Here is a 14,439-nt window from a genome sequence, read left to right as displayed (position 1 = left end):
GCAAAGAATTATTCAAAAAACTTATCAAGAAAGCGTCCAAACCCGTTGAATCAAGTACGGGAAAATAACCTCGCTTCGGTGATTGTATCGAAACGAATGTTCGTCTAGATATAATTGTAGGTGTTTTTTCGATACCCAACAGTGAGTTCCGCGAATGGAGCGTTTAAGGTGGCTCCAGTATCCTTCAATTGTGTTAGTGCAAACATCACCATCGGCCCATTGCCATCTAGAGTGATTTACGGAAGCGTGCTCATAGCCAAACCACGCAAGCTTTTTATATGCACGATAGTCGTCACTATAAACACTTGTTTTTGTTTTCACCTTTGAATAGATTTGCGGCAAGAGAACTCTTGCTCCAGTACTTTTAACATGGACTGTTTTAACATATCCACCTCTCTCAATAGCTCCGAATACGGGTGCTTTTTTTGAAAAACCATACTTCCTGCGATGTCTACCACCGATGTAGGTTTCATCTACTTCAACAGTTCCTTCGAGCATTGGGGTTTTATCTTGCATGAGTAAACGTATTTGTCTGCACATGCGCCATGCTGTTTTATAAGTGACGCCAAGTTGGCGTTCTACTTCTCTTGCCGATATGCCATTTCGAGCGACTGAGAATAGATAGATCACATAAAACCAGCTCCACAGACTTGTGGTTGAGTTTTCGAATATCGTTCCTGCGAGCGGATAAACATGGCTGTCGCATTCAGAACAGACGAATCCCTTGCGTCCAGTAATCGGATGCCATTTTACCCCGATAGTGCCGCAACGAGGGCATGTTTCGGCGTAGCGATTTTTCAGCACTGCACGCAAACACGCTGTGTCGTCTGGATATTCTTTGTTAAATTGTTGGACTGTGTATTTTGATAAGGATTGGTGCTTATCTTGCATCGAGATACACTAAATAGACCTTCTGCAAAGTCGCACACCATTACGTACCTCGCCTTTAGGCTATTTGTAGTCCACCCTTGGAGTCATCATAACTTGGTGTAGAAAGCTGACTCGTCAATCTTGTATATCATATCATCAGGCGTGATTTTCATCAAACCGAATACTGTCTACTTGCTCAGAGGGTATATCCACCTTTCGCTACCAGAATCAACGATATTCATAGTGATACACAATTTTGCTACAATAGCCTGCATGACTAAGCTAAGAGTAATCATCCGCGCGCTCATTATAGACAGCAATAAGATACTGCTCGCCCGCAACAAAGATGCAAACTTTTGGTACCCACCCGGGGGAGGCTGGGAGTTTGAGGACGAATCGGTAAAAGACAGTGTAAAACGTGAGGTTACCGAAGAAACTGGCTACAGCGTTCATGTTGATTCTCTACTATAGGTACGGGAGTTCCGCGAGCCCGAAAAAGACAAGGTTTCTCTCGAGACATTCTGGCGCACCTCTATCGCCGACGACAACCGGCAAACCCCAGAGGGTATGGCAGCGCATATCGACCACGACAAGAACGGTGCCGTCGAAGAATGTCGGTGGTTTTTACTAGACGAACTATCTGATGTCAAAGTGCTACCGAAGTTCGTAAAGCAGATGCTTACAAACCCACCACTCGACAAACAGGTATTCATCGACGAATAGTAAATTACGAGACAGCACTCTTAAACAGTCCGCCTATACTCCACTTCCCATTCAGGTCTAATTGGTTTATAGGATCAGTCACATACACATAGTTATTTGCTATTCCTCCCTCCACTGGATCCATCTGCATGAATCTGCCCAGTACTGGTATATAGACTCTGGCTCCCATTTGGATAGGGTGAACGATAACGGTTAGTGTTCTATCGGGATTGACGGCTAGTATTGTGCCAACATGCAAGTTAAGTGAGCTGTAAGTGATAGTATTAGTTGACAAAATTATAATATAATGATATTTTATTATAAAGCAGAGAGATAGGAGACAACATGTCTGCTCGTACCACTGTCACACCGCGTAGCCTCATACAGAGTGTTGGCACCGGCCAGGTGGAGATGTGTGCACACCCCGGAACAGGAAACTCGTTGTTTCTCACCGTCCTCGCGAGCGATGGCACGCGCGTTACCTATGAAATGCGCTGGGACGCCATCGACTACATGGCGGTCGTCAGAACAGTCAAGGATCACGAGCGCAACAACTTTTACTATTTCGCCGTCCTGGAAGCCGTGTGGCGGGTGGGTGAAGCGCTGCGGCTCTGCGCCCGCGATGGCGCGTTTGACTGGCAGGAAGTTGGCATCATCGAAGAGATGATGTTCGACAAAGCCGGCTTCGCCGGCTCGTTCTAGCCCCGATTTCTCAGGAGTAATACACCCCGAGAGATCGGGGTGTATTAGTTTGTACGCATGGCTCAAGCTATTTCGAACGCTTTTCGATGATTTCCTGCGCCACGTTTGGCGGGACTTCTTCGTAGTGCGCGAGCTCCATGGTGCTGGCAGCGCGGCCTTGGCTCATACTGCGGATGTCGCCAGTATAGCCAAACATGTGTTCCTCCCTCCACCGGATCCATCTGCATGAATCTGCCTAGTTCTGGTATATAGACTCTGGCTCCCATTTGGATAGGACGAGTCAGGTAGTCTGTTTCGGTGGCTTTAGCATGAGTACCGAGGTAGTCGTTGCTGGTGCCAGGTGTGGCGTTGGTGGGTGCGGTATGATTTGCTAGTTGTTCACCGAAGGGGCCGGTGGGGGTGATGATGGTTGGGGTACCATCGGCATTCACTGTTGCCATGGTATCACCATGCAGGTTACTGAGGCTGTAGGTGGTAGCACCAGCACTAGTGCTTTGTGGTTTGATGGTGACGCGTATACCACCGGCAAGGCTGAGGTATTTTTGGGTGATGGTACCCGTGGGGTTGGTGAGGAAGTCGGGGGAGTGGGTCGTTAAGGTACGACAGCAATATTATGTACTAAATATTCTTTTCCAGGGCCAGGCCTTTATACCAATATTCTTTTCCAGGGCCAGGCCTTTATACCCAGGCCTTTATGCCCAGGGTCACTTCATAAGTCTCAGGCTCTGGCTCTTACAGCCTAGAATATCTTCTTGACATCATCGATCAGACGGTCGATGTCTGCATCTAGCTTACGTGCTTTAAAGCGCTTGCTTATTGTCTCTAGCCTATCGAGTATTCTATCGCGGACAAATCGCTCTTTTGCAGCATCGTCAGGTAGCGAAAAGTATTCGTCATCGATAGTAATCCACGCACCGATAGATTTTTCGCTTGGTCGGTAATTATCGACATCTTTCATAGCCGGCCAATTTGGCAGAGGGTTGACATTGAACCGCAAGAGCACAAGAGAAATATCTTTACCATAGTCGCCAGAAAGATGGTTTTTAAAGCGAGCAGAGAGGCCGCTATGACCATCAGGGCCCCAGAGATAATGGTGAAACACCTTCGCCTGCGCATCCAGCAACTCCGCTCGTCCCATATCGGCTAACTTTCCTAGATTACGCTCTTCATAGTAGATATACGACTCAGATCCACTACTAGTACAATACACTCCGAGGCCGCTACTTCTTATCTTTTGCAAATCGTTTTCAGTCACCATGGTTCAATATTCTCCTTGTTAATATTGCATCCTATGCATATTTATTCAATGGGCCCGGCATCATTAGGTTCTGCTTATTTCTCCACGGATACCCACCTCGCTGCGCTATGCTCTCATCATCGGTGGGCTCATGCGCATCAGGAAGCGTCAGTATTCAGATGTCTAGTTATAAATTTTTTTACCACATTAACATTTTCCCACGAGTCAGATATATTGTAAGGTGCACTAGCTCGGGGACTCCTTGAAAGATGTAGAGTGCCGTCTTCAAGTGATGGTAGGTATAGGCTGTCATAGTGCTTCTCCAACCACTGTCGATAGGGTTGTTTAAAGTCGTTTGAAAAAAGCTTGTTGTCCGATAGTATAGACAGCTGCTCGAGTGGAGTCATACTGCATTCAGACACCGTCCGCACTATTTCTTCTCTTTTGTATGCATCTTTTTCGACCAGAGCACAGAGCATCAAAGCAATATGCACTCCCTCAAGACCCGTCAAGTGATCTGACATCTGGTGCCATGATACATCATCAAGCTTGTAACTATATGAAGGTTGAGGTCTTTTTTTTACAGCGTTCCTCTTTTCTGTAGTCGTGTCTAGGCCCACAGTTTGTATGTTTCCCTTGCCAAATAGCTTCTCAAGCTTCAGTTTGGTAACGCTTATGTATTTCTTTTTCACTTATATTATCTCCAGGTTATATTATTAACATATATGACCTGAGTCTCAATACCATACATGTCGAATATCTCTCGATCCTTCTGGTATTGCAACCCACCATACATAGCATTGCCACTCTTTACTTCAACATTAAACGGTAGTGCGTTTTGTGGATACACCTGGAAATCTGGATATCTATAGCCCAACGAAGTATAGTAAGACGGTTATGATAAAACGCTTGAACTGCCATAGGCCGTCTGTAATTGTTTTGCCACTTGCGTCTCTGCTGCAGCTCCAACTGCTTTGTTAATCGCAATTTGTGTCTGCGGTGTTGAGACCTTTGTTGTTTGCGTCGCCTTTGTTGTGCTAGTCGACTTTGTGTTCCCTCTCGATGTCGCGCCCATGGGGGCCATTATCTGCATAGTTCGCACAACAGCCTCACCGACCTTTAGTGCGGTACCAGAGTCTTTTGTCACTGGCTGTAGCATGGCCGCGACAGAAATGCTTCAAGCGTTTCTTCAAGGGTTTATCCCTGGAAGATACGATTATATGTTATAAATTATACAATTAACTATCTGCTAGTTCTCGCTTTATCGTATCGCGTTCTCGCTGGAGTGATTCATAATTATCGACAAAATCCCTGTAGTGATCTGGTGAAATAAATAGTTCTAGGAGTGGTCGGATATCTATCCAGCTGCGACACCTATTATTTACATAATCCGCGTAGCTTGAGTGTGACCATTCGTGAAAACGATGGTGGTTTAGGTGGATATATCGTGTGATGTGCATCAATTGGCCATCTTCGATGATGGGTACGGCTTTATACGTAGACTCGAACAGGCTTGCCGCGTTGTTTGTACTTTTTGTTGAAATACATGGAATACGAAGTGAGGATGCTTTTCATTGCCCTGCTCAGTCCTGACTCGTCGTAGATATGTACAAGGAGGTGGAAATGGTTTCCCATGAGACAGTAGGCATTAAGGCGCGCGTCGTTATAAAAGTTGCGATATAGCCGCCCTCGTTCATCTGCGACAGCCTCGGGGGCGAACGCGCGCATCAATAGTAATTCGAAGTATTTGTAATCACTCTCATCTCGAAATATTTTATTCAGATTCCAACCACGGCTATATACGTGATAATAGGTATTTGCGACAAAAATCTTAACTGTATTTTTATTGGGCATAAACTATACTATATACTATTTCCGAATCTCCGGGGATAAACCCTGGCTCCTCCATTATGTCGGGGCCTGACCCTGGAAAGAAATCAGAAATTTCGTGTGTCAGAATGTCAAGACCAGGCCTCAACTCCTTTACTGTAACCTGCCCCAATCTTAAAGCTCTAAGCACTCCGACCAAAACGGTACATGTACGTTTTCAATCATTGATACGTTGTCTTGATTGCCGAATTCGCGCATCAAATAATCCTCTATACCTACTCCGTATACTGCCGAGTCAGTGAATTGGTATAGTGATATTACAACTGACTTATCTCGAGATGCGCTACGTGCAGCGCATCGGTGTGAGTATATTGGAAAAAGCGGTGGCGCATTGTGTATCGCTGCCATAGCCTTAGCAACCGATTCATCTATACTTTGCGGTTTGTCGCCAAATAGTGGGCACCAAAAGTTATTATTAGAAATATCGAAACGTATCACATTTTCTAAATCTCGATAAAAATCATCGTGCACGTTCTGTGGCTTTTGCCAGTCGTAGAACATATTACCAATCGGTAGGAAGTGGTGAAGCATTTCTTTAAAGTCGGCGGGCATGGGAGCACCGAAAACGCGCTCTATCTCATTTATTTCATCGTCTGTGAGGCCGGTTTGAAGTTCCGCTCCTGATTTAGTAATAAGCATTTTCATATTCTCAATATTCATTTTTATACTCTCACTCAATTCTTATTATCGTCTTATAGTGGTCGGCGGTGTGCCATATTGACCCATCGCTGCCTCTAATTATACGCTCCGAGCCGCGCAAGCCATTTTGCAACATTGGCTGGACATCCCACTCTGTATAATTTATTGGCTTACCAAGATACTCTTTTGGTAGTAGCTGCGAGCCTGCTCGACCATCGTTTAACCACTGGCCGCCTCCTTTAGTGAATTGCGCTGAAAACTTAAAGTCATTATTCTTTAGGAAGTCGACTGTTTTCTGCGCGTTGTACGACATTTGCTTTGGTGTTGTGCTGGCAATATTCTTTATTTCTTGCCTTGTAACCTGCTTCGCAATCGTTTTTACTTCTTGTTTTACGACAGCCTTCGTTGCTTTCTTCGCTGTTTGCTTTACTGCTTGCTTTGGTACAAGCTTAAACAGTGCGACGACTGCAATCCGAATTAGATTTGCCAAGAACTCACCAGTTGTATCGGTTTGATTCACCGGATCCTGTGCATACACATAATCATTCAGCGTTCCTCCCTCCACCGGGTCCATCTGCATAAACCTGCCTAGTTCTGGTATATAGACTCTGGCTCCCATTTGGATAGGACGAGTCAGGTAGTCTGTTTCGGTGGCTTTAGCATGAGTACCGAGGTAGTCGTTGCTGGTGCCAGGTGTGGCGTTGGTGGGTGCGGTATGATTTGCTAGTTGTTCACCGAAGGGGCCGGTGGGGGTGATGATGGTTGGGGTACCATCGGCATTCACTGTTGCCATGGTATCACCATGCAGGTTACTGAGGCTGTAGGTGGTAGCACCAGCACTAGTGCTTTGTGGTTTGATGGTGACGCGTATACCACCGGCAAGGCTGAGGTATTTCTGCGTCACTGTGCCTCATGGATCAGCGAAGAAATCGGGTGAATTAATTGTCAAGGTGTAATGGAAATATTATATCCTGAACTTATCTCTCCAAATTCGAATATTTATGTAAATACCTTGTCCTCAGAATGAGGCATTAACACCATCATTTTACTCTAAATTAACCTCATCCCCGGTAGCTAAAAACTTGTTCACATATTGCTTAGGAGTAAAATCGCTATACCGCATACATGAATACACCTCTGTTAAATCTCCAATATCTTTGTCAACTAATTTGAATACCTCGCTGTATAAACAGTCTTCAAGTCCAACCGATTTACAGTATTCGTTCGTATGCTTGGCTACTTTCGTTAATGCCCCATCTTTTGAATTTGCTAAAACAATAACCGTGCGCTCCTCGTAAAACTCATTATCTGGATCGAATACCAGCGATCGAACTCCATACCATTGCTTTAATTTCATATTTGATTCCTTTCTATACGGGAGCTCCGCCACCCGGCCCGTACAGCAACCCATTATAGATCGTCTTAGGCATTATGATCATCCAAATTATCGGAAGGCGTGTAGTTGGCTTGGCAGATATATTGACTTTAGGCGTCGATGTTTTTCCACTTGGTTTGAGTGTCGGAGTTGATGGTTTCGAGTTTGACCATCGTGATTTCCTTACGCCCGATATCTTTTCATTGTATTTAACTTTGTCGAGAGCTTTTTGATACTCTTTTGAGTTAATTTTAGTTTTTGGACCATTTAAAAGTTCCTGTTCCCTATACGATAAGACTTTAGGTTTCGCCTGCTGCTTACCGTGCTGCGCCTCTCCGCTCAAATCGAAGTTATTCACCGGATCATTTGGATAGTTGTAATTGTTATCTACACCACCATCTACCGGGTCAATACTCAGAAACCGTCCTAGCACTGGTATGTAAACACGCGCACCCATTTGGGTGATACCACCCACTATAGCACTGGTTTCTATATCCGTCATCTTCTCGTGTTGACCGACGTAGCTGTAGGTGGTGCCGGATGCAGTGTTGGTTGGAGTAGACGATGGGGCGAGTTGTTGCAGTGGTTCTGGGGTGGTGAGCGCACCGCCACGTGTGGTAGTAGTCTGTGGTTGGGTGGGGAGTACTTCGCCGAAAGGGCCAGTCAGGAAGGTGCTGGTAAGGGCTCCGTCGGCGTTGACTGTCGCCATCACATCGCCATGGATATTAGGCACGCTATAGGTAGTGGCACCAGCACTGGTGGATTGGGGTTTGATGGTCACTAACACGTCACCCGGGAGTGTCAGATACTTTTGCACCACTGTACCAGTATTGTCGGTGAGGAAGTCGGGAGTGTCGCCACTGCCAGTGAAGCCATAGTTGACGAGGCTAGTGGTGGTGCCCGCTCCGTCTTTATGCTCGCGTGTGACGATACGGCTCTGGACGTCACGGATGAAGCTAGTGGTGCCATTGCCTCCGATACTTGTGTTACGATCAGTGGAGTCGTAGCCAAAGGTTGTTTTATGAGTAGCGTCACCAAGGCTAGTAGTATTGCCGTGGGTGTCGTACTGGACATTTGTGAGCGATGGGTCGCTGCCGCTTACCAGCTGATCGGCGTTGTTGTAGCAATACGTAGTGGTTTGGCCGTTGACTGTCATGCTGGTGCGGTTGCCGTCTTTACCTGCATCATACCCAGCTGGCAGGCTACAGCTAGCGTGCTGGGCGCCAAAACCGTAGCTATAGGTATTGCTGCCGATAGTGGCACTTGTTAAGCGACCGGCTTTGTCGTAGATGTAGGATTTGCCAACCCCCAGTTCGGTGCCGTTTTGAATGTCGCCACTCGTATACCTAGTTATTTGGTCGGTGAGTGTTTGGCCGTTTGCCAGCGTATAAGTATTGCTGTTTTCTCTACCGAGCGTGTCGCGCGTTATACTACTTAGGCTCATGCCTGCTGGGTACTGCACGGACTGAATGCGGCTAAATTCGTCGTACGTGACGGTCGCCATGGTCACGGTGTCGAGTTTTTGTTTCACGAGCCGGTCGTACTGGTCGTATTCGTAGCTTTCGGTGCCAATGGGGCTAGTACGGCTTGTGAGTTTGCCGAAATCGTCGTACGTGTTCGTGGTGACGTTGTTTTTTGCATCGGTGTATTTGACGGTGCGGCCGAGCAAGTCGTTTTCGACCGATATAGTACCACTGTCGTCGGTAGTGCTAGTGACAAGCGGATTGCCACCGACGGCATAGTTGTTAGCTATAGTACGGCCGTTTTTGCTGTTCATGTACGGCACTACTGTTTGGGTTACGCGACCGCGGGTGTCGTAGCTGGTACACGTCCACGGGTCGCTATTGTAGCGTGTAGCTACTACGTCGCCCGAATGGTTGTACACAGTGGTGGTAGTGCGGCCGGTGGGGTCTACCTTTCCTTTTGGCATACCCGCTTGTGGTGCCGGGTCGGTTTCGGGTGTGCAGGGGTTGTCGGCTGTTTCGGTGCCACCATAGTGCTGATAGGTGGTCGTGGCACCACCGGGCAGTGTTTTGCTCGTCTGGCGCAGATAGCCCGCCCCTGGGGCTTCGTACGTAGCCTGAGACACATAGTTTAGCCCAGTTGGGTCGAGCGTAGTGCTGCCGACTGTTCCATAGGCAGGGTTGGCATATTGGGTGGTACTAGTGACATTGCCGAGCTGGCTGTCGTAGGCAGTGGTGCTAGTGGTAAGGTTGTAGCCGGCGGTAATGCCGAGGGGCGACCAGCGATCGTTCACGCCACTCGCTGTGCTGACAAGGGTGTTATCTGCACGATACAGATTGATCGAAAATGCCAGTCGAGAGCCATATTTGGCCGCTTCGATGACGAGGTTTGGCGCAGTCCCGGCAGTGAGGGTGAATAAGCCCGAGTAGCCACAGACAACCGTGGAATTGCGATTGTCCCACTGGTTAAACTGAAGTTGGTTATCGACAAACACGCGTATGGCATCTGTGTAGCAAACTAATAGCTTGTATTGACCGGTAGCGGGTGGGGTCATGAGTTTAGCCGTGGCCCGTAGCCCTACACCATCCATCCCTACTCCTGGAGTAATTGGTAATGCAAAGTTGTTGTTGTCGTACCAAAGCCGTGAAAGGTCGCTACTGAAGCCCGTCGTATTGTAACGCGGCGCACCGGTCAGGGTTTTGCCTTTTACGTCGTACCACGACACCGCCGGGCCCTTCATACCATCCGACTCGTCATAGCCCGTGCTGGTATGGGGCACATTGTTCACCTGCGCGGCAACAGGCTTCCTGTCGGCTCCAAACCACGCGCTGGGCGCAGGGCCATAGCTATCAGTTGCGCGGTCGAGCACGTCGTAGATTGTTGTGCTCTTCATTCCAGTAGCGTCGGTCTTGCTGAGCTGAAGGTCTTTCACACTATCCCACTCGGTTTTGACAGACTTGCCGGTTAGGTCGGTTTCGGCAGTGGTGCGTAGCAGGGTGTCATACTGAATACGCTTGCTATAGCCGCTCGGTTCGCTGGCACCGGCAATGTGTAGTTCGGCAATACCTTGGTAGTCAAATCCTATACTCAGGTAGCCTAGCAAGAACTCGAATATATAGCCATCGCAGTTGCTCTGAGTAGAGGTAAAGTGTTCACCACCGACACGGCACCGATACAGCGGCACAGTCCCTGCTGGTTGCGGCTTGGTACGATCGTAGGCGTAGCCGAGCCTGCCCAAAATCCCCGTTCCTTCACAGTTGCTGTCGAGCGACACCATTTCATTGCTTGTGCCAACAACGCAACTATATAGTGGGGTGAGGTTGGTACCGCTATCTTTGAATATGTAGCCATGGGTAAATTCGAGTATGTAGCCAGGCAGGTTGGACGCTATACTGGCGCGGTGATCGCCAGTAGTGAGGTTGTAGAAACGACTCACAGGTAGCTGGCTTGATAATTTATAGCCAAGTGCATGCTCGAGCCGCTGAGCAGCTGCCGTAGCAGCTGGTGCTTTGACCGAACTAATACGGCCAAGAGTGTCGTAGGTTAGTGTGGTCAATACACTATTATCGACAGCACGGATACCAGCCGCGATTGCATCGGCCGCGACACTATCGCGCACGTCGGTAATACGCCCATACTGGTCGTAGGCATAGTCGGTCACCTGCCCGCCTGGCTGTACAATGCGTGCCAAGTTACCGCTACTGTCGTAGTAGAAGTTTGTCGTGTCGCCATCGCTGGTAGTGAAGGCACACAGTTTACCACTTGGTGCATCGGCAAAGCTACTGATGAGACCAAACAGCGCCGAAGGATTGTTGGTGCCGTTTTTGTCGCATATATTGTTGGTTTCGTTGACACCTTTGTATATGACCGTCCCATAGCGGGCGCTGGTGGTACCGTCTTCGATTTTGAGCAGTCGTGATGGCGATCCGCCGTAAGTGTATTTGAGCGCAGCAGGCTGACGATCGTCAGTTGGTGACGATACCGATTGCAGCGTACCGTCGGCGTTGAATACATACGTTCGGCCGTCGGTGTCGGCCAAGGTATAGGTGTTGTCGGCGTTTTTGCTCAGCGTGCCGTCTTCGTTGACCGGGGGCGTGTAGCCGCCGTTTTTGTAGCCGTACTCATGTGTACTGCCGGTTGAATCTTCGAGAATCACTGAGTTCGTAGTTACTCGTAGCCGCTCGTAGGCAACATTGCCGTCGGCATCAATACCAAGCTTCCACTGTGCGGGGAGCACATTGGCGTCTGGCGTGAGCCAGGTAGCTGGCACAGACTGTGCGGCATAGCCATTGCCCTGCACCTGTAGGTTTAGCTGAGCACCGCCACCGTGGTCATACCAGTCGACCTGGATCGGAATAGGCGTGTTGGCGGGCAGTGACACCGCACTACCCCAGTAGGTACCGGCATGGTCAACCAAACTATCGAGTGGCGTTTGCCAGGTGCCAGTATTTACTTTTATACGGATACCGTCGTCCGAAGTAGCACCGAGCGTATAGCTACCAGCAGTGGGAACGGTTATGTAGCCAGTCCAGCGCGCCATAAAGTTGTCGGCCTGGAGTCCTTGTGCTGGCCCATTCAATCCAAAGTTGAGAGTCATACTGCTATCAACTCGCTGCATCATAAGACGAAATGGATCAGCTGCTGCGGCATCGAAGTCGTGAGCATTGGCATTGTCCGTATAGTACCGACCGGTCAGACCATAGCCGAGCGGAGAATTGACCACGTCGCTATAGAGCCAGTCTGACGACACTACCTGCTCCGGCACCGCGCCTTTGACATACAATTTAGCATTGGCCGCACCAACGGCATCTAGGTATTCAACTTTGATCGGCACCGCCTGCCCTGCGCTCAGGCTTATACTTTTCGTCGTGTCATAGCATATGCCACTATAGCAATTCTGGTTGTATTGCTCGGCACCATTTACCCACACCCTCATTGTGTCATCATTGGACCCGCCAAAATTGTACGTACCCGTGACCGGCGCCACAAACTGCCCCGTCCAGCGCGCGTAGAACCAATCGTTGGTTATCGCCGGCGTGGGTGATCCACTACTCCAGTTGTTGTCGATGTTTTGGTCACGCCTTGTCACGGTGGCAGCCGAGCTGGGCGCACCACTCGCAAAACTATAGTTTGCAGGTAAATTCCAGTACTCGGCACTTAAGCCCCTTTTTGCCCGGTTTGGCGTGTTGTAGCTAAGGTTTAGGCCGATTGTACCACCCAGTGCCTTCATACCGTGAGTGCCCACGCCCATGGTGGCATTTCCAGTCGCAAGGTCGATACCCACCGGACCGACTGTGTCATAGCTCTGAGTGCTGTCTTTGCCCGTACGTAGATCTACTTTAAAGTTGCGCGTCCAGTTTGGATTTGTCTGAGTCGCACCAAGAGTGTACACATGCCAGTAGTATGTGGTACCGTCTTGTAGTACGCCATCGGGTATTGTCCATTGCGGGGACGAAATCCATCCCGAATTGATGACTGCTCCACTTTCGGCGTCGGGGTTAGTGCTTACCCTGAAATAATATTGAACTGTATCGCCATCGGCATCTGTAACCGCGTTAACACGAAGTGTTGGCTGTGTGTCAACAACAACTTGTGCATTTGCAGGTGAAACAGCCGGAGCAACTGGGGTCGGCGTGTCATACACCACGGTTGCTGTCATGTAGTGATATGGCTTGAAACTCTTGTACGCGCCCTCTTCACCCCACACACTCCATACCGCGCCCATGTCGCCCGATGCAACCGTGTTATTCAGTTCATTGGTGAAGTTGATGTCAAAATCAGTCCCCGCCCATGCATTACCAATGTAAATACCCGTACAGTTAAATCCAATGCATGTCGCATGGCCCATATAGATGTTTCTACCATTGGTATCACCATTGGCGTTAGGCTGAAACGTACCGTGCATGTTTGCATTAACAATGCGCTTGCCTGCAAGCTCTGGGTATGGAAACTGGAACAGTGTGCGCCAGCTTTTCCAACCGTTGTCGTAGATAGAGCCGGTATTGATCCAGCATGTCCAGCCGTTGCACGAGTATCCATCTGACTTAAACATCCAGTCAGTCTGGTCATTGACTGGTCCGAGCGTAGGGTCTATACGTATTGGAAATGATGACTCTGGCAACGCCGCATACCACTTTGCGTCGAGCGAAACAACAAGCTTGCCATCCACTATTTTTTGCGTCATAGGCTGCTCGCTGATGACTCCACGGTCATTAAGCTGAACCGACAGGTCACCAAGAACATAACTGTCGGGCAGACCCTCAACAGTTAACTTGCCCTCATATTTTGGATGTTGCTTCAAACTCCCACCGCCAAACATAAACTCGAAGTTTGTCTTTGCGGATTTTGATTTAATGATGATTGCTTCTTTGATGGCTTCGCCGCGAAGCTCATACTGCAGATCGATCCCGGGCCAAACGTCGCGGTATAAAACCGATGTGTCATCAATTTTTTCTGGTTTTGCCCCAGCCGCTCCCACTGGAGTCATGGTGATGGTCTTGTTGGCGATGGCTATACTAATGCCTTCATTGGAGCGTTTCATGGCCACAGCTGCCTGTCCGGCCTTGCCTGTGTACTCGCTCGGAGCATCTGCTTTAGGTGCGGTGTTGGTGAGGATTTGCCACAAATTAGCCGCTGGCGCTATGTTCTCGGTTGCGGAAAGCTGGTTATCTATTTTCTCCCATTTGTTGCCCTGTTTGTAGTTAAGCTGCTTTTGGCTATACAGGAGTGTTTTTGTACCATCATTGTTGACGGACGTCGATGTGTTACTTGTTCGCTTGGTGGTATCTTCATAGCGGTATTGCCTGGCGTTTTCGGCAAGTGGGCGTTGTAGCTCAGTACCTCCGCTTTCGGTGAGCACCGTGCTTGTGGCTGGGTTTTGTGACAAAAGTGGGTCTAGCTTGTAGTCGGTGCGAAACACTTTCTGGGAGTTACTTTCGGCATAGGCGCGGTAAATACCCGGTTCAATAAGCCCAAACACAAGCATAAAGGTAAGAAAAAACAGCGCACTGCGCTGAATAACCTTTTTGCCCCGACCAAATACACCAACATATCCCCGCAT

At 48.7% G+C, this 14,439-nt stretch carries 15 protein-coding genes; 4 read left to right on the top strand and 11 right to left on the bottom strand.

Features of this window, described 5'->3' with window-relative positions; translation table 11 throughout:
* Positions 1-24: 24 nt before the first annotated feature.
* Complete coding sequence (locus tag IPM09_01955; protein ID QQS22286.1) at positions 25-891, bottom strand: IS1595 family transposase; 867 nt, start codon at positions 889-891, stop codon at positions 25-27.
* A 252-nt stretch (positions 892-1,143) separates the two neighbouring features.
* Here IPM09_01955 and IPM09_01950 point away from each other — a divergent pair, with 252 nt between their 5' ends.
* Positions 1,144-1,341 (top strand): NUDIX domain-containing protein, encoded by a 198-nt coding sequence (locus IPM09_01950; GenBank protein QQS22285.1) that lies wholly within the window; start codon positions 1,144-1,146, stop codon positions 1,339-1,341.
* A 96-nt stretch (positions 1,342-1,437) separates the two neighbouring features.
* Positions 1,438-1,593, top strand: a complete 156-nt coding sequence (locus IPM09_01945; GenBank protein QQS22284.1) for a hypothetical protein — start codon at positions 1,438-1,440, stop codon at positions 1,591-1,593.
* A gap of 4 nt (positions 1,594-1,597) precedes the next feature.
* Here IPM09_01945 and IPM09_01940 read toward each other — a convergent pair whose 3' ends face one another.
* Positions 1,598-1,762 (bottom strand): hypothetical protein, encoded by a 165-nt coding sequence (locus IPM09_01940; protein ID QQS22460.1) that lies wholly within the window; start codon positions 1,760-1,762, stop codon positions 1,598-1,600.
* A gap of 155 nt (positions 1,763-1,917) precedes the next feature.
* Between IPM09_01940 and IPM09_01935 the strand changes: the two genes are divergently transcribed.
* Positions 1,918-2,274: a hypothetical protein gene (locus tag IPM09_01935; GenBank protein ID QQS22283.1), complete on the top strand. Its 357-nt coding sequence runs from the start codon at positions 1,918-1,920 to the stop codon at positions 2,272-2,274.
* Between the two features lie 67 nt (positions 2,275-2,341).
* On the opposite strand, the gene IPM09_01930 is transcribed toward IPM09_01935, so the two are convergent.
* Complete coding sequence (locus tag IPM09_01930) at positions 2,342-2,470, bottom strand: hypothetical protein (GenBank protein ID QQS22282.1); 129 nt, start codon at positions 2,468-2,470, stop codon at positions 2,342-2,344.
* A gap of 178 nt (positions 2,471-2,648) precedes the next feature.
* On the opposite strand from IPM09_01930, the gene IPM09_01925 reads away from it, so the two are divergent.
* A complete protein-coding gene (locus tag IPM09_01925) occupies positions 2,649-2,870 on the top strand; it encodes a hypothetical protein (GenBank protein QQS22281.1) in 222 nt (73 codons plus the stop codon).
* A gap of 143 nt (positions 2,871-3,013) precedes the next feature.
* Here the strand turns inward: IPM09_01925 and IPM09_01920 are convergent, their stop codons facing one another.
* The 8 genes from IPM09_01920 to IPM09_01885 form a co-directional block, all read right to left on the bottom strand.
* Positions 3,014-3,532, bottom strand: a complete 519-nt coding sequence (locus IPM09_01920) for a hypothetical protein (protein QQS22280.1) — start codon at positions 3,530-3,532, stop codon at positions 3,014-3,016.
* A gap of 137 nt (positions 3,533-3,669) precedes the next feature.
* Positions 3,670-4,203, bottom strand: coding sequence for a hypothetical protein (locus IPM09_01915; GenBank protein QQS22279.1), 534 nt, complete (start codon positions 4,201-4,203; stop codon positions 3,670-3,672).
* 203 nt (positions 4,204-4,406) lie between these two features.
* Positions 4,407-4,586 carry a hypothetical protein gene (locus tag IPM09_01910; protein QQS22278.1) on the bottom strand — a complete coding sequence of 60 codons (180 nt, stop codon included), beginning with the start codon at positions 4,584-4,586 and terminating at the stop codon, positions 4,407-4,409.
* Between the two features lie 416 nt (positions 4,587-5,002).
* The gene (locus IPM09_01905; protein QQS22277.1) at positions 5,003-5,365 is read right to left on the bottom strand and encodes a transposase; all 363 of its coding nucleotides are present in this window, start codon (positions 5,363-5,365) and stop codon (positions 5,003-5,005) included.
* A 150-nt stretch (positions 5,366-5,515) separates the two neighbouring features.
* Complete coding sequence (locus tag IPM09_01900; protein QQS22276.1) at positions 5,516-6,046, bottom strand: hypothetical protein; 531 nt, start codon at positions 6,044-6,046, stop codon at positions 5,516-5,518.
* A gap of 25 nt (positions 6,047-6,071) precedes the next feature.
* A complete protein-coding gene (locus IPM09_01895) occupies positions 6,072-6,944 on the bottom strand; it encodes a hypothetical protein (protein QQS22275.1) in 873 nt (290 codons plus the stop codon).
* Positions 6,945-7,085: 141 nt separating this feature from the next.
* On the bottom strand, positions 7,086-7,397 hold the full coding sequence (locus tag IPM09_01890; GenBank protein QQS22274.1) for a hypothetical protein: 312 nt from the start codon (positions 7,395-7,397) through the stop codon (positions 7,086-7,088).
* A gap of 13 nt (positions 7,398-7,410) precedes the next feature.
* A complete protein-coding gene (locus tag IPM09_01885; protein QQS22273.1) occupies positions 7,411-14,439 on the bottom strand; it encodes a hypothetical protein in 7,029 nt (2,342 codons plus the stop codon).

This window comes from Candidatus Saccharibacteria bacterium, from assembly GCA_016700015.1.
In the GTDB taxonomy this organism is placed as follows: Bacteria; Patescibacteriota; Saccharimonadia; order Saccharimonadales; family Saccharimonadaceae; genus Saccharimonas.
This window is presented reverse-complemented; position numbering and strand designations above follow the sequence as displayed.